The sequence below is a fragment of the Xanthomonas sp. F14 genome (assembly GCF_014199865.1).
In genome coordinates, this window is the sequence record NZ_JACHOM010000001.1 from 1,029,018 (window position 1) to 1,049,758 (window position 20,741).

The following is a 20,741-nucleotide window of genomic DNA, read 5'->3' on the forward strand; positions in this document are numbered from 1 at the left end:
GTAGGTCTGTTTGGAACAGTGTGACCAATTCAGTGTGTACGTTCGGTTGCAGGACAGGGTATGTGGCCTTGAGTACGACAAGTCAAGTATGTAAAATCGGCGCATACTTTCTGCCGGGGCCACCTCCATGGAAGCCACAGTTGCCGAACGCGGACAGATCACGCTGCCCAAGGCCGTGCGCGATGCCCTGGGCCTGACCAAGGGCACCACACTCAAGATCGAGCTCGACGGCGGGCGCATCATCCTGCGCAAGGACGTCAGCGAGGCGCTGCGCAAGGTGCGCGGCAAGTTCAAGCTGGTCGACGGGCTGACCAGCACCGACGAGGCGATGCGCGCCATCCGCGGCCGCGCCCCCGGGGATCCGTTCGACCCATGATCGCCCTGGATTCATCGGTGCTGCTGGACATCCTGGTCGGCGATGCGGTCTACGGCGAGGTGTCGGAGATCTGCATCGGCGATGCGCTGGCGCGCGACGAGGTGGTGGTCTGCGATGCAGTGGTGGCCGAGGTGCTGGCCATGCTCGATACCCAGGTCGACCTGATGGAAACCCTGGCCTCGATCGGGGTGCGTTACGAAGCCACCCAGGAAGCGGCGGCGGTGCGCGCCGGCCATATGAACAAGCGCTTCCGCGCGCGCGGCGGCAAACGCGAGCGGGTGGTGGCCGATTTCCTGATCGGCGCCCACGCGCTGCTCCAGTGCGACGGGTTGATCACCCGCGACGAGGGCTTTTTCCGCGACTACTTCAAGGGTTTGAAGATCATTGTTCCCAAACCCGCAAGCTGATCCACGTTTCGCGTCTACACATTCACTGTTGTCTTTCGGAGAATCCGCATGTTGGAAGCCTACCGCCACCACGTTGCAGAGCGCGCCGCGCTCGGTATCCCGCCGCTGCCGCTGACCGCGCAGCAGACCGCCGAGGTCATCGAGCTGCTGAAGGCTCCGCCGGCGGGCGAAGAAGAGTTCCTGGTCGAGCTGCTCAGCCAGCGCGTGCCGGCTGGCGTGGATGATGCCGCCAAGGTCAAGGCTTCGTACCTGGCTGCGGTGGCCTTCGGCACCGAGAACACCGCGCTGATCAGCCCCACCCGTGCGACCGAGCTGCTCGGCACCATGCTGGGTGGCTACAACATCCAGCCGCTGATCGACCTGCTCGACAACGCCGAGCTGGGCGCCACCGCCGCCGAAGCGCTCAAGCACACCTTGCTGGTGTTCGATGCCTTCCACGACGTGCAGGAAAAGGCCGAAGCCGGTAATGCGCATGCCAAGGCCGTGCTGCAGAGCTGGGCCGATGCCGAGTGGTTCACCAGCAAGCCGGAAGTGCCGCAGAGCATGACCGTCACCGTGTTCAAGGTGCCGGGCGAGACCAACACCGACGACCTGTCGCCGGCCCCGGATGCGACCACGCGCCCGGACATCCCGCTGCACGCGCTGGCGATGCTGAAGAACAAGCGCGACGGCGCGGCCTTCGAGCCGGAAGAAGACGGCAAGCGCGGCCCGATCCAGGCCATCGCCGATCTCAAGGACAAGGGCCATCTGGTCGCCTACGTGGGCGATGTGGTCGGTACCGGTTCCTCGCGCAAGTCGGCGACCAACTCGGTGCTGTGGTGGACCGGCGAGGACATTCCGTTCATTCCGAACAAGCGCTTCGGCGGCGTGTGTTTGGGCAGCAAGATCGCCCCGATCTTCTACAACACGATGGAAGACGCCGGCGCGTTGCCGATCGAGCTGGACGTGTCGCAGATGGAGCACGGCGATGTGGTCGAGCTGCGTCCGTACGACGGCAAGGCGCTGAAGAACGGGCAGGTGATCGCCGAGTTCGCGATGAAGTCGGACGTGCTGTTCGACGAAGTGCGCGCCGGTGGCCGCATTCCGTTGATCGTCGGCCGCGGCTTGACCGCCAAGGCGCGCGAGTTCCTGGGTCTGCCGGCCTCGGACCTGTTCCGCCTGCCGATGGACCCGCCGGACACCGGCAAGGGCTTTTCGCTGGCGCAGAAGATGGTCGGCCGCGCCTGCGGCTTGCCGGAAGGCCAGGGCATGCGCCCGGGCACCTATTGCGAGCCGAAGATGACCTCGGTGGGCTCGCAGGACACCACCGGCCCGATGACCCGCGACGAGTTGAAGGATCTGGCCTGCCTGGGCTTCTCGGCCGACCTGGTGATGCAGTCGTTCTGCCACACCGCCGCTTATCCGAAGCCGGTCGACGTCAAGACCCACCACACCTTGCCGGAGTTCATCTCCACCCGCGGCGGCGTGTCGCTGCGTCCGGGCGACGGCGTGATCCACAGCTGGCTCAATCGCATGCTGCTGCCCGACACCGTCGGTACCGGTGGCGACTCGCACACCCGCTTCCCGATCGGCATTTCGTTCCCGGCCGGCTCCGGCCTGGTGGCCTTCGCCGCCGCCACCGGCGTGATGCCGCTGGACATGCCCGAGAGCGTGCTGGTGCGCTTCAAGGGTGAAATGCAGCCGGGCGTGACGCTGCGTGACCTGGTCAACGCGATCCCGCTGTACGCAATCAAGGACGGTCTGCTGACCGTGGCCAAGCAGGGCAAGAAGAACATCTTCTCCGGCCGCATCCTGGAAATCGAAGGCCTGCCGAACCTGAAGGTGGAACAGGCGTTCGAGCTGTCCGATGCCTCGGCCGAGCGTTCGGCGGCCGGTTGCACCGTGCACTTGGACAAGGCGCCGATCATCGAATACCTGACCAGCAACATCACCCTGCTGCGCTGGATGATTGCCGAAGGCTATGCCGATGCGCGCACGCTGGGCCGCCGTATCAAGAAGATGGAAGAGTGGCTGGCCGATCCGCAGCTGCTGCAGCCGGATGCCGACGCCGAGTACGCCGCCGTCATCGAGATCGACCTGGCCGACATCCACGAGCCGATCGTGGCGTGCCCGAACGATCCGGACGACGTCAAGACGCTGTCCGACGTGGCCGGTGCGGCGATCGACGAGGTGTTCATCGGTTCGTGCATGACCAACATCGGTCACTTCCGTGCCGCTGCCAAGTTGCTGGAAGGCAAGCGCGATATCCCGACCCGTCTGTGGGTTGCGCCGCCGACCAAGATGGACGCCTCCGAGCTGACCAAGGAAGGCCATTACGGTACCTTCGGCGCGGCAGGCGCACGCATGGAAATGCCGGGCTGCTCGCTGTGCATGGGCAACCAGGCGCAGGCACGCGAGGGCGCCACGGTGTTCTCCACCTCCACGCGTAACTTCCCGAATCGTCTGGGCCGCAATACCAACGTGTACCTGGGTTCGGCGGAACTGGCGGCGATCTGCTCGCGTCTGGGCCGCATCCCGACCAAGGACGAGTACATGGCCGATGTGGGCGTGATCAAGACCAGTGGCGATCAGATCTACCGCTACATGAACTTCGATCAGATCCAGGAATATCAGGACGTGGCCGACACCGTCGCTGCCTGATCCAGCTGGTTGCTCAGCTGTTCGAAAACGCCCGGCAACGCCGGGCGTTTTTCGTTATTCGGGCGATGACTTCGTTTTGGCTGCGTAATGTCGGAAGTTAAGGCAATCGCAGTTAACTCGTCTGTCGCATTGCAACAAAAATCTGAAGTCGGCAGGTCTAGAGTGGCGCCGCTCCCATCGCTCTGATTGATCTCCAATGCCTACTTGCACGATCGCTGGTCAAACGCTGCATTACGCACAATACGGTCAAGGGTTTCCGGTGTTGCTTGGCCACAGTTATCTCTGGGACGCGGCCATGTGGGAACCGCAGATCCAGGCGCTCTCGCCGCACTATCGGGTCATCGTTCCCGAGTTGTGGGGGCACGGGCAATCGGCGGCACTGCCAGCGGGCACGCAGACGGTGGGCGACCTTGCCAGGCAGATGCTGCTGTTGCTGGATGCGCTGGAGCTACCGCAATGCGCAGTGGTCGGCCTGTCGGTCGGCGGCATGTGGGGCGCCGAGCTGGCGCTGCTGGCACCGCAGCGTGTGCGCAGCCTGGTGCTGATGGATACCTTCCTGGGTGCCGAGCCGCAGGCCACGCAAACGCGTTATTTCGCTTTGCTCGATGCGATCGAAGCAGCCGGGCAGGTGACGCCTGCGTTGATCGAGGCGATCGTGCCGATCTTTTTCAGCCCCGGCATCGATCTGAATTCCGCGCTGCCGGCTGCGTTTGCGCAGCGTCTGGCGGCGCTGTCGGCCGAGCAGTTGCGCACCTCGATCGTGCCGCTGGGCCGGCTGATCTTCGGGCGCGCGGATCGCCTGGAGGCGATGTCCGCGCTGAATCCGGCCAGCACCTTCCTGCTCGGCGGCGCAGACGATATTCCGCGCCCGCCCGAAGAGCTGTGGCTGATGGCCGAGGTGATCGGGTGCGACTATGAGCTGATCCCCGATGCCGGGCACATCGCATCGCTGGAGAATCCGGCCTTCGTCACTGCGCAATTGCTGGGTTGGTTGAAGCGCACCGTGGCATCGGATTCGACGCGGATGCAAAGGCGCGCGCTTGAAGACAACAGTCAGGCACAGGCATCGCTCTCATGATGTGCCGCTGATCTGGCGATCAGAACGACACCATGCGTTGCTTGCAAGCATGAGCACCGGCCACCTCAGTTGGCGCTGCTTGCAACCATGAGCACCGACCACCTCACTTGGTCTTTGCCCGCTCACCGTCGCGGGACCTTACGCGGCATGGATGCCGCGTAAGAGCCTACAAGGACGTACTTGCGGCGTGTCCTGCGATGGTGGGCGGGCAAGGGCCCTGCACAGAACCACCAGATCAGATGCTTTGCCTTCTGGCAATTTGCTTCGACTTGCTGATGCGTGCGTAAAAACGCTATGAGAACAGCCTGACAAACCACGACATGGTTGTCGTGAGCCGCTCTAAGACTGCGCACCCAGCCAGGCTTCCAGTGCCGCCGCCGGCAATGGCCGCGAAAATAGATAGCCCTGCAGCACTTCGCAGCCGAGGTCGGCGAGGAACAGGCGTTGGGCTTCGTTTTCCACGCCTTCGGCAACCACGTGCTTGCGCAGATGCTCGCCGATGCGCAGCACCGAGGTGGTGAGGGCGCGGGCGTCTTCGCTGTGTTCGATGTCGCGCACGAAGCTCATGTCCAGCTTGAGTTCGTCGATCGGCAGGCGATGCAGGTGGCTCAGGCTGGAATAGCCGGTGCCGAAGTCGTCCAGCGACAACGAGATGCCGGCTTCGCGGATGGCGTGCAGGTTTTCCAGGACGCCGGGTTGCCCGGAGAGCATCACGCTCTCGGTCATTTCCAGGGTGAGGTCGGAGGGCTGCACGCCCATGTCGGCGATCAGGCGCAACAGATCGCTGAGCATGCGCGGGCTTTCGAAGCTGCTCGCCGACAGGTTCACCGACACGCGCGACACCGGCACGCCACGCTTGCGCCAATCGGCGATCTGCCGGCAGGCACTGCGCAGCACCCAGTCGTTGAGCTGCGGCATCATGCCTTGCTCTTCGGCCACGGGCAGGAACCGCGCCGGCGAAATGGCGCCCATCTGCGGATGATTCCAACGCAACAGCGCTTCCACGCCGTATAGCGCGTGCGGTGCGGCGCTGTGCAACTGCGGTTGGTAGTGCAACTGCAGTTGATCGCGGTCGATCGCCTGGCGCAGCTCCGCTTCCAGCGCAACGCGTTCCTGCGCCATGCGGTTCATGTCGGAACTGAAGAAACGGAACCGCCCGCCGCCTTCCTGCTTGGCGCGGTTCATGGCCAGATCGGCATGCCGCAGCAGGATGTTGATGTCGCGCCCATCTTCGGGAAACATCGCCACGCCGATACTGGCCGACGGATGCACGGTCATGTGCCCGACCGGCAACGGCCTGGCGATGGTGCCCAGCACGCGTTCTGCGGCGGCACTGGCTTGCTCGGCACTGCATTGCGGCAGCGCGAGCGCGAATTCGTCGCCGGCCAGGCGCGCCAGCATGGCGGTGGCGGTCAGCTGTTCGCCGATGCGCAAGGCGATGTCGCGCAACAGGCCATCGCCGGCGGCATGGCCCTGGCTGTCGTTGATTAACTTGAAGCGGTCGATGTTGATGAACATCAACGTGGCCGGTTCGCCGGCGTATTCGGCCTGTGTCAGGGCTTGCTCGGCGCGTGCGCTGAACATGATGCGGTTGGGCAGGCCGGTCAGCGCATCGTAGAACGCCAGTTGATGCACGCGCTGGCGGATCTGTTCGCGTTCCAGCGCCAGTGTGCACAACTGCTGGCACAGATCGGTGAGGCGTACGTGCCAGGCATCGGCACGCTGCGCCTTGCGGTAGTACAGCGCGAAGGTACCGAGCACGCGTGCGCTGTTGGAGCGGATCGGTGTGCTCCAGCACGCGCGCAGACCCATCGGCAGCAGCAGTTCGCGGAATTGCGCAAACAGCGGGTCGGTGGCGATGTCTTCCACCATTACCGGGCGGCCGCGCCAGGCGGCCGTACCGCAGGCGCCTGCACCCGGCGCGATCTTCAGTCCGTTGACCGCATCGGCATATTCCGGCGGCAGGCTGGGCGCGGCCAGCGAATGCAGGCAGCCCTGGTTGTCCGCGCTCATGACCGTGGCCAGCACGTCCGGTGCGATGCGCTCGACCTCGGTGCAGATCAGCGTCATCACCTCGATCAGCGGCCGTTCCTGCACCAGCGCCTCGAGCACGCGGTGCTGCAGCACCTCATGCATCTTGGTGTCGGTGATGTCGGTCAGCACCGCCACGTAATGCGACGGCAGATGCCTGGCGTCGTAGATCGGATTGAAGTTGAGCGAAATCCACAGCGGCGTGCCGTCCTTGCGGTATACCAGCAGGTCGGCCTGGGTCTGCTGCAACGCATCGGCGCGGTCGCGGATGCGCGCCACCTCGTCCTGGTCGCTTTGCGCGCGGGTCAGCACGTCCGAGGGACGCTTGCCGACCAGTTCGGCCTCGGTATAGCCGAACATGCGCTGGAAGCCGTCGTTGGCGTAGAGCAGGCGCGATTGCAGATCGCAGATCAGGATCGCACTGCTGCTGCCGTCCAGCGCTTCGGCCAGCAGGCGCGAGCGCGTGGCATCGGGATGTTCGTCCGGCCTGCTCACGCCAGCGGTGATCGGGCCGACCTTGAACGTCCTGGGAAGGGGCGCGTGATCTGCCGGTGTCTCCGCCGTCGCCAGCGATGCGGTTACCGCGACGCCGGGAACAGCCGCCTGTTCAGCCGGATGCGGGGGACGAACGGTCATGCCGGATCAACGCGCCTGTGCCGACAGCGCGATCAGGCGCTCGGCAACGCGGCTCAGCGGCACCACTTCCTGCGCGGCGCCGAGCTTGTAGGCGGCGCCTGGCATGCCCCACACCACGCTGCTGGCTTCGTCCTGCACCAGCGTGGGCGCACCGGCCTGCAACATTTCCAGCAGGCCGCGTGCACCGTCGTCGCCCATGCCGGTGAGGATGGCGCCGACCGCATTCGGGCCGGCGTTGGCGGCGACGGAGCGGAACAGCACGTCCACCGCCGGCTTGTGGCGATTGACCGGCGGGCCGTCGTCGATGCGGCAGCGCCAGCGCGCACCGTCGCGGATGATGCGCAGGTGCTGGCCGCCCGGCGGCAGGTAGGCGTGACCCGGCAGGATCGCCTCGCCATCGCTGGCCTCGCGCACCGACATCGCCGAGTGGCGATTGAGGCGTTCGGCGAAGGCGGTGCTGAAGCTGGCCGGCAGATGCTGGGTCATCACCACCGCCGGGGCATCGGCGGGCATGTGTTCGAGCACCACGCGCAGGGCTTCGGTGCCGCCGGCCGAGGCGCCGATGGCGATCAGGCGGTCGGTGGTGCGGAAGCGCAGCGCGCTGCCGGGAACCGGTGCGGACTGCATGTCCAGGGTGACCTTGGGCGCGCTGGGACGATTGAGCGCGCTGACCCTGGCCTTGGAGGCCATCTTGACCTTGCTGACGATTTCTTCCGCGTAGCCTTCCAGCCCGCGTGCGACGTCGATCTTGGGCTTGGAGACGAAATCCACCGCACCCAGCGACAAGGCCTGCAAGGTGGTGTCGGCGCCGCGCTCGGTCAGCGACGAAATCATCACCACCGGGGTGGGGCGCAGGCGCATCAGGTTTTCCAGAAACACCAGGCCGTCCATGCGCGGCATTTCCACATCCAGCGTGATCACGTCCGGATTGAGGCGTTTGATCTTTTCGCGCGCCAGGATCGGGTCGGCGGCCGAGCCGATCACCTCGATGCCGGCATCGCGCGAGAGGATTTCGGTCAGCATCTGGCGTACGACCGCCGAGTCGTCGACGATCAATACACGCACAGGGGTTTCCAGCGTCATTCGAACAACTCCACTCCACCGGTAACCGGTGCTTTGGACAGACGGGCGCGCACGGCCGATTCGGTGGCGGCGACTTCGGCTTCGTGTGCATGCGGCAAGCGCTGCACGACCACGCGTCCGGTCGTCGGGAAGAACCACACCTTGCGCGGATGGATGCCGCACAGATCTTCGGCAATGATGGGAATGTGTTCGGCCTGCAGGTACTGGCGCACGAACTCGGCGTTGCGGGTGCCGACCGGGTTGCTGGTGAAGCCCTTGAGCACGTTGGCGCCGCCGAAGACCTTGGCTTCGATGCGTTTGCGATGCGCGCCGCGCTTGAGCATGTCGTTGATCAGCAACTCCATCGCATAACTGCCGTAACGCGCGGGTGCGCCATCGCCGACCTGTCCTTCCGGCAACAGGAAGTGATTCATGCCGCCGATCTTCAGGACCGGGTCGCGCAGGCAGGCGGCAACGCACGATCCCAAGGTGGTCGTCAACGCGGTGTCGTCGTCGACCACCAGGTATTGGGTGGGCAACAGCTTGGCGGTGATGGTCTGGAACCGCGAATCGCGGTAGCGCATGACATCGTCGACCTGCACGGCGGTACTCATGCAGACGCTCCCGCGCGCGGGCTGCGCCGATACAGCGTGCGCCCGCACGGCTGGATCAGATCGGCCGCGTGCAGGTAGTTCTCCGAATGCCCGGTGTAGAGCAGACCGTCGTCGCCCATGTGGCTGACCAGCCGCGACAGGATGCCGCGCTGGGTCGGTTTGTCGAAGTAGATCATCACGTTGCGGCAGAACAACGCCGCATACGGGCCGCCCACGTCGTAACGCGGTGCCAGCAGGTTCAGTTGGCGGTATTCGATGAGCTGGCGCAATGCCGGGATCACCCGGCACTTGCCCTCGTTGGGGCCGCTGCCGCGCTGGAAGTACTTGCGCTTGATCGATGCGTCCAGCGAGGCGACGCGGTCGATGGCATAGACGCCGCGCGAGGCGGTCTCCAGCACCTGGGTGTCGACGTCGGTGGCGACGATGCTGACCGGCGGGGTCAAGGTGCCGAAGGCTTCGCAGGCGGTGATGGCGATGGAGTAGGGCTCTTCGCCGGTGGAGGCCGCGCACGACCAGATCTTCAACGGCGCCTGCGAGGCGCGCTTTTGCAGTTCTTCGCGCAGCTTGTCGAAGTGGTGCGGCTCGCGGAAGAACGAGGTCAGGTTGGTGGTCAGCGCGTTGGTGAACGCCTGCCATTCCTCCTCGTCGTTGCCTGCTTCCAGCTGGTCCAGGTAGTCGCGGAAGGAGCGCAGGCCGAGCACGCGAAGGCGACGCGACAACCGGCCATACACCATGTCGCGCTTGGCCGGAGCCAGGGCGATGCCGACACGCTGATAGATCAGGTCGCAGACGCGCTTGAAATCGCGGTCGCCAAAATCAAATTCGCGTGTGTCTGAAGCGGGAGTCGAGGTGGTCGTCATATCCATACGCGTCGTTAGCTATGACTGGATATCGGCCATGTGGTCATGCAACTGAAGCACCAATCGTGCATTGCAGACAGCCGGGTCCGCTGGCGGTGCACGGCGCTGCGCGGGCGGTGCGATCGCAGCCGGCGGCAGGGCAGTGCGCGCTGCGCCGGGGGCAGATACACAAAGCCCCGGCAGTGCCGGGGCTTTGTGGGGAGACAGCAGCGGCTTAGAACTCCTGCCAGTTACCGTCGGCCAGCGCGGCCTGCGGCTTGGCCGGGCGCGATGGGGTGGCTTCACGCGTCGCCGCCTTGGCTGCGGACTTCACCGCGACCGGGCGCGAGGCGACCGGGCGTACGCGCGCGGCCGGGGCGGCCGGCTCGTCCAGCTTGAACACCGACACCGCTTCGGCCAGGTGGCCGGCCTGTTCTTCCATCGAGCGCGCGGCCGCAGTGGCTTCTTCCACCAGGGCGGCGTTCTGCTGGGTGGTCTCGTCCATCTGGGTGATGGTCTGGTTGACCTGCTCGATGCCGGTCGACTGTTCCTGCGAGGCCGCAGAGATCTCGCCCATGATGTCGGTCACGCGCTGCACGCTGGCCACGATCTCGGCCATGGTCGCACCGGCCTTGCGTACCAGGGCCGAGCCCTCGGCCACCTTGTGCACGGAGTCGTCGATCAGGCCCTTGATCTCCTTGGCGGCACCGGCCGAGCGCTGTGCCAGCGTACGCACTTCGCTGGCGACCACGGCAAAGCCGCGACCCTGTTCGCCGGCACGGGCGGCTTCCACCGCCGCGTTCAGGGCCAGGATGTTGGTCTGGAACGCGATGCCGTCGATCACCGAGATGATGTCGGCGATCTTCTTGGACGAGGCTTCGATGCCCGACATGGTGGTGACCACCTGCGAGACCACCTCGCCGCCCTGCGAGGCCACGCCGGTGGCGCCGATGGCCAGCTGGTTGGCCTGACGGGCGCTTTCGGCGTTCTGCCGGACGGTGGAGGTGAGCTCCTCCATCGAGGCAGCGGTTTCTTCCAGGTTGGCGGCCTGCTGCTCGGTACGATGCGACAGGTCGCTGTTGCCGGAGGCGATCTCGCCGGCCGCCGAGTTGATCGCGGTGGACGAGACCTTGATGCGCCCGACGATGTCGGCCAGCTGCTCGGCGGTGGCATTGGCATCGTCACGCATCTGCGCGAACACGCCGCTGAATTCGCCGTGCATGCGCACGGTCAGGTCGCCGCGCGACAGCGCCGACAGCAATGCCGAGATCTGCTCCAGGCTGCCGGCGTTGGCATCCAGCAGGCCGTTGAGCTGCTGGGCCAGCTGCAGGAAGAAGCCCTGCTTGCCGTCGGTTTCCACCCGGCCGCTCATGTCGCCGCTGGCGGCGGCACGCACGATGCGGGCGACTTCCTCTTCAACCTGGACTTCGATGGTGCGGTCGCGCCATTCGCAGACATCGCCGGTGCTTTCGCCCTGCTCGTTCTTGATGACGGTGACGGTCTGCATCATCACAAACTCGCCGTAGCGCTCTTCGAAGCTGGTGATGCCGTCGCGTTCCAGTGCTGCGATGGCCTTGCGCACGGTCGTTTCGGGCAGGCCGAGATAGCTGATGTGCTGGCCGATGATCTTGCTGGCTTCAAAATCGGGCGAGGACAGACGAATGCTGCCTTCGTAATGCGTGACCAGCTTCATGAACGCCTCGTTGGCGTAGATCATGACCCGATCGGCGTTGGTGATGAAGGTGCTGGTGGACGATTTGTCCAGCGCGGTACGGATGCGCAGGTTTTCGTCGGCGATCTTCTGGTCGCGTTCGATGCGTTCCTTCAGGTCGCGCTGCATGCGGTGCATGGAGCGCATCAGTTCGCCCACTTCGTCCTGGCCCTGCACATTGATCTGGCCATCCAGCTTGCCGCTGGCGATTTCGGTGGCGGTGGACACGGCGCCGCGCATGCTCTTGACGATGGAACGTGCGAACAGGAATGCCAGGCCCAGGCCACCGGCGATGCCGATCAACAGCACCATCACGGTCAGCGAGACCGAGGTGGCATGGACTTTTTCGGCCTTGCTCTTGGCAGCCTGGGCCAGCTTGTTGTCTTCGACGATCAACGCGGCCAGCGAATCCTTGGCCTTGTTGTGCAGGGTGCGGGTCTCGCCGACAAAGGTGTCGACGGCATCGTCGGGCAGATTGAGCTCGACCATTTCGTCGACGCTGGCGTAGGAGGCCGCTGCCTTCTTCCAGTCCGCCACGAACACGTCGAACAACTTCTTCTGCTGCGGGCTCTCGATCAGGCGGGGGTAGCCCTTGATCGTGGCCTCGATTTCGCCATGGAGCCGCTTGGCGCGGACCTTGGCTTCCTGCTTGACCGAGTCGCTGGCGCGCACCAGATTCTGATAAGACGCATTTCGATATTCGCCGAGCATGCCGCGCAGGTCGCCTGCTTCGCGCACGCTGGACATGGTATTGCCGGCCAGATCGCGGGTGACGTTATTGAGCGACGCCAGGCCGGCATAGGCGATGATGCCCTGCACCAGCATGATCAGCAGCACGATGCCGAACGCCAGCATCAGCTTGGGCATCAGTTTGAGATTGTTGATCCATTGCATTGACACGATTCCCCGATAGAAGTCAGTGCGCATAACCGCAAACGGCAGATCGCCACGCGCGAGGGCGTGGCGATCTGCGGGGCGATTACTTGATGGTGGCCAGCTTCAGGCTGGCCGGCGAGCTGACTTCGATTTCGGCACGCGAGCTGTCGCGCTGGATCTTGCCGAGCACACAGACGTCCTTGCCTTCCAGGCTTTCCGGGGCAAAGCTGAACTTGCCGCGGTTGGCGCCGTCGATGCGGGCCGAGAAGGTGTGACGCGGGAACATGCCGCCCATGTACAGGAAGGTGGGTTCACCTTCCGAGCTCTGGGCGTACTTGGCCTTTTCGACCTTGCCGCACACCATGCCGTCCTTGCCGACGAAACGGGTCGCCATTTCCGGCGGAATCATTTCCTGCGACTGAGCCGACAGCGTGGGAGCAACAATCACGAGAGCAGCGACGGGGAGGAGCGAGAGCAGGAACTTCATAGGGATTCTCCAGAATCAAAAGTCGAACGGTGACCCGTTTGTGTACGCGGGCTTCTATTCAGCTATCGGCTAGCCGCCGTTCAACTTGAATCCGAAAAACGTGATTTCTATCTCACTTCAACTTCGTTGTGCGTCTCGTGTCGGGAAGCTCCCGACACCAGATGGTCTGAATCAGGCCGCTTCTTCGGCCAGTTGCTGCTGACCGAGCTCGGTGCTGTCCAGCAGGGTCTCGATATCCAGCAGGATCAGCATGCGATCGTCCTGGGTACCGATGCCCGAGATGAAGCGGGTATCGACCGAGGCGCCGAATTCGGGGGTGGGGCGGATCTGGTCGTCGTTGAGCGGAATCACGTCCGAGACGCTGTCCACCACGATGCCGACGACGCGGTCTTCGACGTTGAGCACGATCATCACGGTGAAGGCGTCGTAGCGCGCTTCTTTCAGGCGCAGCTTCAGGCGCAGGTCGATCACCGGCACGATGGTGCCGCGCAGGTTGATCACACCCTTGATGTAGTCCGGTGCGTCGGGCAGGCGGGTGACCGAATCGTAGCCGCGGATTTCCTGCACCTTCAGGATGTCCACGCCGTAGTGTTCTTCGCCCAGGGCGAAGCTGAGGAATTCACCACCGGTGCCGGTGGTCGTGCTTTTGTCGTTCATGGAAACTCCGGGCGTTGCGGCTGAGTGTCGGATTGCAGCTATAGGAAAAGCATGCGGATGAGGATTGCCCTAGCAACATCGGCGCAGCGCAGGGCAACTTTAGCCGTGCGCCGTGGCTGGTGCGGGTGGGTTCAGAACACGCCGCTCTTGCGCGCATTGCGCTGGCGGTCGACCCGGAAGATATAGCGCTGGATGGTCTCGTCGGCACCGCGTGGCAGGTCGCTGAACTGCATGCCGACACGGAAACCTTCGCTGCCGTTGGGCAGGGTCTGCTTGTACTGGCTGCACACCGTCAGCGGCAGGGTGATCGGCGCGGTGTCGGGCAGTTGCAGCGTGCAATTGCGGTAGGTGCGCTGCGGTTCGAGCAGGGGCATGCCATCGGTGAGCGAGACCGCCAGGCCGCCGCTGCTGATATCGATCACGCGCAGCTGCAGGTTGAGATTGCCGCCCTGTGCCTCGTCCTGGCGAATGATGCAGACGGGCGAGTCGGTGATCGGCGTTTCCAGCCGGTACGACTCGCGACGCTGCAGGTGATACATCGCCTCGGGCAGCTCGGCGCGGAAGGCAACGTGGATGTCGCGCTCCAGCCGCTCGGGCGTTTCCAGGCGGAAGCGGATATTGACCCGTTCCAGTTGTGCGTAGCACAGCAGGTACTTGGCGTCCTGGATGGCGCGGTTGGAGGCTTCGTTATGGCTGCCGTCCAGAATCACGCAGTCGTCGTCTTCGTCCACCTCGAGCACGGCGGTGGGCACGGCCATGTCGCGCCCGGCCACATGCATGGTCACGATGGCGCGCTGGTCGAGCAACTGGCGTAGCAGGCCACGGATCTGCCGTTTGTTGCGCAGCAGATAGCGCTCGTCACCTTCGGCGAGGTGGTCGGCGTCGTGGTCCAGCTCTGAGGTATCGCCTTGGGACATGGGCACAGGCACAGTAGATGCGGGAAGCCGCCGGAACGGTTGTCCCGGCGTCGCCTTGATATCGGCGGCAAAGCGAAATCTTTAAGAGCGGCTGACAAAAACTATTGCGTGAAGCGTTGGTTGCTTTGGGCGTTGTGTTCCCAGCGGCTAATAGTGCACATGGATCAAGTGTAGAGCGCGTGGTGCTGCCGCTTAGCTGCAGGGCCCTTGCCCGCCCACCATCGCAGAACACGCTGCAAGTACATCCATCTAGGCGCTGGCGCGGCATCCATGCCGCGCAAGGTCCCGCGACGGTGGGCGGACAGGGACCAGTGGAGATGGTCGGTGTGCACGGTTCCAGGCCTCTTTTTTTGTTGCCGTGTTTCGATGGACTTGGGGAGTGCAGATATATAAGTCGAAGAGCGGGTGATCTGTGACTTTGCTGCAGGGCCCTTGCCCGCCCACCGTCGCAGGACACGCCGCAAGTACGTCCCTGTAGGCTCTTACGCGGCATCCATGCCGCGTAAGGTCCCGCGACGGTGAGCGGGCAAGGACCAGTTGAGATGGTCGGTATGCATAGGGGAAGCGATGCATGACATGTGCTGGTCGGATCACTAAGCGTTCGATCAACCTCTGACCATTTTCCATTCGCAAGCCGAACAATACGCTTTCAAGAAAGCAGCCGACTAGCTGTCTGGCGCGGTGTCCTCGCCGGTTGCGGGACCCTTGGCGGCATGGATGCCGCCAAGGCGCCTCCATGGACGGATTCACGGCGTGTCCCGCGAGCGGTGAGGGCACCGCGCACTCGACTCACTGAGCTTTTGATTCAATCAGGATCGCGCCTAAATGACGCGACGCAGTCTTCGCTTACGGAGTCACGGAGTTTCCGCAAGCGGCGAGGGCATCGCGCCCTCGACTTACATATTCGACGGGCGCGCCGTCGTCGTCTGTCGCATCAGGTGTAGGCGTGGCGTGCGTTGGCCAGCAAGGTGTTGAGTTGGTCCTGCTGTTCCAGGCGGAACACGGCCACTGCATCCACCAGTTGCGCGGCCTGGTCTTCCATCGCGCGTGCAGCCGCGGTGGCTTCTTCCACCAGCGCGGCGTTCTGCTGGGTGGTTTCGTCCATCTGGGTGACGGTCTGGTTGACCTGGGTGATGCCGGCGGCCTGCTCGCGCGAGGCGCTGGTGATCTCGCTCATGATGTCGGTGACGCGCTGCACCGAGCTGACCACCTGCTGCATGGTGTTGCCGGCTTCGGACGCCAGTGCGGCGCCGTTGCCGATGCGGGTGACCGAGTCCTGGATCAGGTGCTTGATCTCCTTGGCTGCGCCGGCCGAACGCTGTGCGAGCGTACGTACTTCCGAGGCGACCACGGCGAAGCCGCGGCCCTGTTCGCCGGCGCGTGCGGCTTCCACTGCCGCGTTCAAGGCCAGGATATTGGTCTGGAAGGCGATGCCGTCGATGACGCCGATGATCTCGGCGATCTTCTTGGACGAGGTGTCGATGTCGGCCATGGTGGTGACCACGCGGCCGACCACATCGCCGCCCTGGGCCGCCACGCCGGCGGCGTCCAGCACCAGCCGATTGGCCTGGTCGGCGTTGTCGGCATTCTGCTTGACGGTGGCGGTGAGCTCCTCCATCGAGGCGGCGGTTTCTTCCAGGGCCGCGGCCTGCTGTTCGGTGCGACGCGACAGGTCGCCATTGCCGGTGGCGATCTCGGTGGCGGCCGAGTTGATCGCCAGCGAGGAGTCCTTGATCCGGCGCACGATGCCGGCGAGTTGGTCGGCGGTGGCATTGGCATCGTCGCGGATGGTGGCGAACACGCCTTGCAGGTCGCCGTCCATGCGCGCGGTCAGATCGCCCTGCGACAACGCAGAGAGCAGGGCGGACACGCGCGACAGCCCGTCCGCATTGTTGTCCAGCAGCGCGTTGAGTTGCTGGGCGAGCAGCAGCAGGAAGCCCTGCTTGCCTTCCAGGCCGACGCGCTCGCTCAGGTCGCCGGCGGCGGCGGCCTGCACGATACGTGCGACCTCCTGTTCCACCTGGACTTCCTGGGTGCGGTCGGCCCACTCGACCACAAATCCCATGCGCTCGCCGGCCGCGCCCAGCACCGGGTTGACCACCAGCCGCATGGTGCGGCCACCGACATGGATCTGCGCGGTGTGCGTGCCGGTGAGCTGGTCGAGCATGCGTGCCTGGTGCTCGGGCTTGCGATGGAACTGGTCGATGCTGGCATCGATCAGCGCATCGGCATCGAAGTTGGGCAGGTCGCGGCGCAGTTCGTCCTGCACGCTCTTGAGCATGCGTTGCAGCGGGCGGTTGACGTAGATGATGCGGCGATCGGCATCGGCGATCATCACGTTGGTGCTGACATCGTCCAGCGCGGTGCGCACGCGCAGCGCTTCGCTGGCGATCAGCTGATCGCGTTGCAGCCGCGCGCGCAGGTCGTCGCGCATGGCGCGTGCGTTGAGCAGCAGGCGACCGAGTTCGTCGTGGCGGTCGATCTCGATCGGGTTGTCCAGGCGCCCGGCAGCCACATCGCCGAGCACGCGTTCCACCGCCAGTAGCGGGCGGGTGACCATCTTGCGCGCGGCGATGAAGACCACTGCGATGCACAGGCCCAGCACCACCAGCGAGAACAGCAGCATGCTGCCCATCAGCTCGTCCAGCGGGCCGTCGATGGCACTGCGCGGCTGGGTGCCGATCACCGCCCACTGCCACGGCGCGTAGCGCTGGGCGGTGACTTCGAAGGCCCGGGCGTTGCCCTGGGCATCGCGCAACTGCAGGCTGGCGCTGGGCTGCTTGCCGTCCAGCACCGACTGCAGCAGCGATTGCTGCTCGGCCGGCACCAGCGCCGCCAGCGTGGCCGGTGTGCCCGGCGGTGCGGCGATGACCTGGCCCTGGTGCTCGCCCGGCGCCATGTCGACGATGACGAAATAACCGTCCTGGCCCAGCTTGGTGGTGCTGACCTGCGCCTTCAGCGCGGCCAGGCCCTGGGTGTAGTTGCGCCCGACGAACAGTGCGCCGATCACCTCGCCGGCGGCATTGCGCAGCGGCTGGTAATGGGTCATGTACTGCTCGCCGAACAGCTGCGCCTGGCCGGTGAAGGCCTTGCCTTGCGACAGTGCGGCGTAGGCCTTGCCCTTGCGGTCGAGCAGGGTGCCGATCACGCGCTCGTTCTGCTTGTTGCGCAGCGAGGTGGTGATGCGCACGAAGTCGTCACCGGTGCGCGCAAAGATCGTGGCGACCCCGCCGGCGGTCTGCGCGAAGCGATCCACGGCGTCGAAGTTGAGATTCAGTGCCTGCTTGCCGGCACGCAGCGACGGCGTCTGCTGCGCGCCGATGGCGACGGTGCTGGCGGTGTCGAGAGTGCGCTCGCCGCTGGGGAGCATGGTCTCAAATACGCTGCCCAGGCGCTGGGTGCCCTCGGTCAGGGTGACGTCGTACATCGCCACCGACTGCTGCATCAACCGGGTGCTGGAGCGCAGCTCGGCCTTGACCTGGGATTCGATGTCGTCGGCGGACTGGCGGTAGATGGTCAGGGCCAGCAGGCCGAGGGAGAGCGCGATCACCACGGTCAGCAGCGCGGACAGCCGGGTGCCGACGGACAGGCGGTTGAAGGAGTGCATGAGGAATCGACCTTGCCCGGGGGAGGGCGTTACGGATGCGTGAAGTCGATAGCGGCCGTTTATGCAATTAATTGATGGTTTGTGTCGAAATCCGCACAATTGTCCAGTTCGCTTGCCTAATTGGGCGGCTCCAGCGATGTGGCAGTTGTTAGTTTTTGATGAAGTATGGCGCGTCACATGATGCGTGGCCTGACGCCCGCTGGCGGATGGCCACAGATGCCCGGAACAAAAAAAGGGCCGCTTCCCTCGCCAGGAAGCGACCCTCAAGATTCGTCACCGAATCAAACTGCGCTCGAATGGTATTTCTGGAGACTGCGGGTGTGACGCGTTGCGGTGGGGCTCAGAACTCCTGCCAGTCGCTCGGATCGGCGGTGGCTGCCACCGTCGTCTTGCCGGTGTTGCTGCGGCGCGGGGCCGCGTTGCTGCCGGCACGGGCAGCCGGGCGGGCGGCAAAGCGTGCGTTGACCGGCGCAGCGACCATCGACGCGGGCTGACGTGCGGCCGGGCCCTGCTCGACGATCTTGAACACGGCCACCGCCTCGGTGAGCTGCTGGGCCTGTTCTTCCATCGCGCGGGCGGCGGCGGTGGCTTCTTCCACCAGCGCGGCGTTCTGCTGGGTGGCTTCGTCCATGTGGGTGACGGTCTGGTTGACCTGCTCGATGCCGGCCGACTGTTCCTGCGAGGCGGCGGAGATCTCGCCCATGATGTTGGTGACACGCTGCACGCTGGCCACGATCTCGGCCATGGTCTTGCCGGCCTGGTCCACCAGCTGCGAACCGTCGGCCACCCGCTGCACGGAGTCGTCGATCAGGCTCTTGATCTCCTTGGCTGCCGCCGACGAACGCTGTGCCAGGGTGCGCACCTCGGAGGCGACCACCGCAAAGCCGCGGCCCTGGTCGCCGGCACGCGCCGCTTCCACTGCTGCATTCAGGGCCAGGATGTTGGTCTGGAACGAGATGCCGTCGATGACGCTGATGATGTCGGCGATGCGCTTGGACGAGGCCTCGATGCCGCTCATGGTGTCGACCACCTTGCTGACCACCTCGCCGCCCTGCGAGGCCACGCTGGCGGCGCCGATGGCGAGTTGATTGGCCTGGCGTGCGCTTTCGGCGTTCTGGCGCACGGTGGAGGTGAGTTCCTCCATCGAGGCGGCGGTTTCCTCCAGGTTGGCGGCCTGCTGTTCGGTGCGCTGCGACAGATCCTGGTTGCCGGCTGCGATCTCGCTGGCGGCGGCGTTGATCGAGGTGGCCGAGTGCTGGATGTGCCCGACGATGCCGGACAACTGGGTCGCGGTGGCGTTGGCGTCGTCGCGCATCTGTGCAAACACGCCCTTGAACTCGCCGTCCATGCGCGCGGTCAGGTCGCCCGCCGCAATCGCGCGCAGGATGCCCGACAGCGACTGCAGGCTGCCGTCGGCGGTAGCCATCAACTGGTTGAGGCTCTCGACCATGACGCGGAAATCGAACTGGAAATGCGCTGCATCGCCGCGTGCACCGAAGTTGCCGTCGGCAGCGGACTGGGCCAGTTGCTTGATCTGCTGATTCATCGAGGCCAGGTTGGTTTTCACCTGCGCCATGGTGTCGGTCAGCCTGGCCTTTTCGCCGGGCAGCGCGTCCATGTCCTCGCTGAGGTCGCCGATGGCGTAGCGGCCCATGATCTGCGCCAGACGCAGCGTCACCTGGACGTGGCTGTCGACCAGTGCGTTGGTATCGCCGGCCATGCGGCCATAGTCGCCCGGGAACGCGTCGGCATCCATGCGGAAGCTGATCTGGCCGTTGTCGTGGCGCTTGGCCATGTCCAGCTGCGCGGTGATCAGGTTGCGCACCTGCGACTGCATCTTGTCCATTGCCTGCAGCAGGCGGCCGGTTTCGTCGCTTGCCTCGCTGTGCACTTGGTTGTCGAGCCGGCCGTCGGCGATCGCTTCGGCGGCGCGGGTGGCGCGGTTCAACGGGCCGGTGAGGCTGCGGGTGATCGTCCAGGCCAGCAGGGCGCTCAGCAGCACCACGGCCAGGCCGCCGCCGATCAGCATGCTGCGACCACGTGCCATGGCGTCATTGGCCTGCGTGTAGGCGACCTGGCTGCTCTTGCGTTGCGCTTCGGAGTAGGTGCGGATCGCATCCTGCCAGCGCTGGGTGGCTGGGGCGGCACGCTGGATCAGGATCGGCATGGCCTGGTCGACCTTGCCGGCCGTGCCCAGTTCGCGTACCTGCTGGTTGTGCGATAGCGCCTGTTCGCGCGCCAGATCCAGCGCATCGCGCATGCGCTGCCCTTGGGCATCGGTGGGGAAGGCATACAGCTTGTCACGCACTTCCTTGTAGCGAATCCGCTGCGCATCGATCGCATCACCGAACTGGCGATTCTGCTCGGCAGTGGTCGGCAGCACGATGTTGCGCAGGTTCAACGAGATGGTGGCATTGGCGTCCAGCATGTCGGTGGCGTACTGGATCATCGCCATGTTGCGGTTGACGATGGTGTCCAGGCGCTCACGCGCCTGGCTGAGCGTGTACAGGCCGGCGGCCACCAGCGCGCAGGACAGAAGGATCAACACGCCGAAGGCCAGGGAGAGGCGCTTGCCGACGTTGAAGCGGTGCAGAAAGGAATTCATTGGATGACCTGAGCGAATGTGCCGTTAGGTGGACTGGCATGCGATGCAGTGCTGGAGCAGTGCGTCGCACGTCATGCCTTGTGTGATGCGTCGGTCAGATAACGGCGTTAGAACTGCTGTATTGAGGCAAGCCGGGCTGGCCGGTAAAGCCGGGTCTCAGGCACGTGACTGCCATGTGTACAAGGGGTAAAGAATTGG

The 20,741-nt window shown here is 64.9% G+C and carries 14 protein-coding genes; 4 read left to right on the forward strand and 10 right to left on the reverse strand.

Translation table 11 applies throughout. The features are described 5' to 3' along the window. Positions 1–127 precede the first annotated feature (127 nt). The 4 genes from GGR73_RS04560 to GGR73_RS04575 all read left to right on the forward strand — a co-directional run bounded on the left by GGR73_RS04560 (position 128) and on the right by GGR73_RS04575 (position 4,501). Complete coding sequence (locus GGR73_RS04560) at positions 128–376, forward strand: AbrB/MazE/SpoVT family DNA-binding domain-containing protein (protein ID WP_016903180.1); 249 nt, start codon at positions 128–130, stop codon at positions 374–376. After that, positions 373–783 carry a type II toxin-antitoxin system VapC family toxin gene (locus GGR73_RS04565; RefSeq protein ID WP_046342478.1) on the forward strand — a complete coding sequence of 137 codons (411 nt, stop codon included), beginning with the start codon at positions 373–375 and terminating at the stop codon, positions 781–783. Before GGR73_RS04560 ends, GGR73_RS04565 begins: the two co-directional genes overlap by 4 nt. A gap of 48 nt (positions 784–831) precedes the next feature. Then, the gene (gene acnB, locus GGR73_RS04570) at positions 832–3,423 is read left to right on the forward strand and encodes a bifunctional aconitate hydratase 2/2-methylisocitrate dehydratase (RefSeq protein WP_043087348.1); all 2,592 of its coding nucleotides are present in this window, start codon (positions 832–834) and stop codon (positions 3,421–3,423) included. A gap of 196 nt (positions 3,424–3,619) precedes the next feature. Next, on the forward strand, positions 3,620–4,501 hold the full coding sequence (locus GGR73_RS04575; RefSeq protein WP_456362918.1) for an alpha/beta fold hydrolase: 882 nt from the start codon (positions 3,620–3,622) through the stop codon (positions 4,499–4,501). 339 nt (positions 4,502–4,840) lie between these two features. Here the strand turns inward: GGR73_RS04575 and GGR73_RS04580 are convergent, their stop codons facing one another. The 10 genes from GGR73_RS04580 to GGR73_RS04625 all read right to left on the reverse strand — a co-directional run bounded on the left by GGR73_RS04580 (position 4,841) and on the right by GGR73_RS04625 (position 20,543). Next, positions 4,841–7,168, reverse strand: a complete 2,328-nt coding sequence (locus tag GGR73_RS04580) for an EAL domain-containing protein (protein ID WP_434983178.1) — start codon at positions 7,166–7,168, stop codon at positions 4,841–4,843. Between the two features lie 6 nt (positions 7,169–7,174). Next, positions 7,175–8,251 carry a protein-glutamate methylesterase/protein-glutamine glutaminase gene (locus tag GGR73_RS04585; RefSeq protein ID WP_039510453.1) on the reverse strand — a complete coding sequence of 359 codons (1,077 nt, stop codon included), beginning with the start codon at positions 8,249–8,251 and terminating at the stop codon, positions 7,175–7,177. Beyond that, positions 8,248–8,844, reverse strand: coding sequence for a chemoreceptor glutamine deamidase CheD (cheD, locus tag GGR73_RS04590; protein ID WP_005993860.1), 597 nt, complete (start codon positions 8,842–8,844; stop codon positions 8,248–8,250). Before cheD ends, GGR73_RS04585 begins: the two co-directional genes overlap by 4 nt. Continuing rightward, the gene (locus tag GGR73_RS04595; RefSeq protein ID WP_046342487.1) at positions 8,841–9,710 is read right to left on the reverse strand and encodes a CheR family methyltransferase; all 870 of its coding nucleotides are present in this window, start codon (positions 9,708–9,710) and stop codon (positions 8,841–8,843) included. Before GGR73_RS04595 ends, cheD begins: the two co-directional genes overlap by 4 nt. Before the next feature lie 208 nt (positions 9,711–9,918). Next, a complete protein-coding gene (locus GGR73_RS04600) occupies positions 9,919–12,288 on the reverse strand; it encodes a methyl-accepting chemotaxis protein (RefSeq protein WP_184455815.1) in 2,370 nt (789 codons plus the stop codon). 85 nt (positions 12,289–12,373) lie between these two features. Beyond that, positions 12,374–12,757, reverse strand: coding sequence for a hypothetical protein (locus GGR73_RS04605; protein WP_005993867.1), 384 nt, complete (start codon positions 12,755–12,757; stop codon positions 12,374–12,376). Positions 12,758–12,928: 171 nt separating this feature from the next. Then, positions 12,929–13,414, reverse strand: coding sequence for a chemotaxis protein CheW (locus tag GGR73_RS04610; RefSeq protein ID WP_016904902.1), 486 nt, complete (start codon positions 13,412–13,414; stop codon positions 12,929–12,931). Between the two features lie 131 nt (positions 13,415–13,545). Further along, complete coding sequence (locus GGR73_RS04615) at positions 13,546–14,331, reverse strand: flagellar brake protein (protein ID WP_016904901.1); 786 nt, start codon at positions 14,329–14,331, stop codon at positions 13,546–13,548. Positions 14,332–15,265: 934 nt separating this feature from the next. Then, positions 15,266–17,938 carry a Cache 3/Cache 2 fusion domain-containing protein gene (locus tag GGR73_RS04620; RefSeq protein WP_184455817.1) on the reverse strand — a complete coding sequence of 891 codons (2,673 nt, stop codon included), beginning with the start codon at positions 17,936–17,938 and terminating at the stop codon, positions 15,266–15,268. Between the two features lie 340 nt (positions 17,939–18,278). Next, entirely contained in the window at positions 18,279–20,543 is a 2,265-nt protein-coding gene (locus GGR73_RS04625; protein ID WP_184455819.1) for a methyl-accepting chemotaxis protein, read from the reverse strand. Between the last annotated feature and the right edge of the window lie 198 nt (positions 20,544–20,741).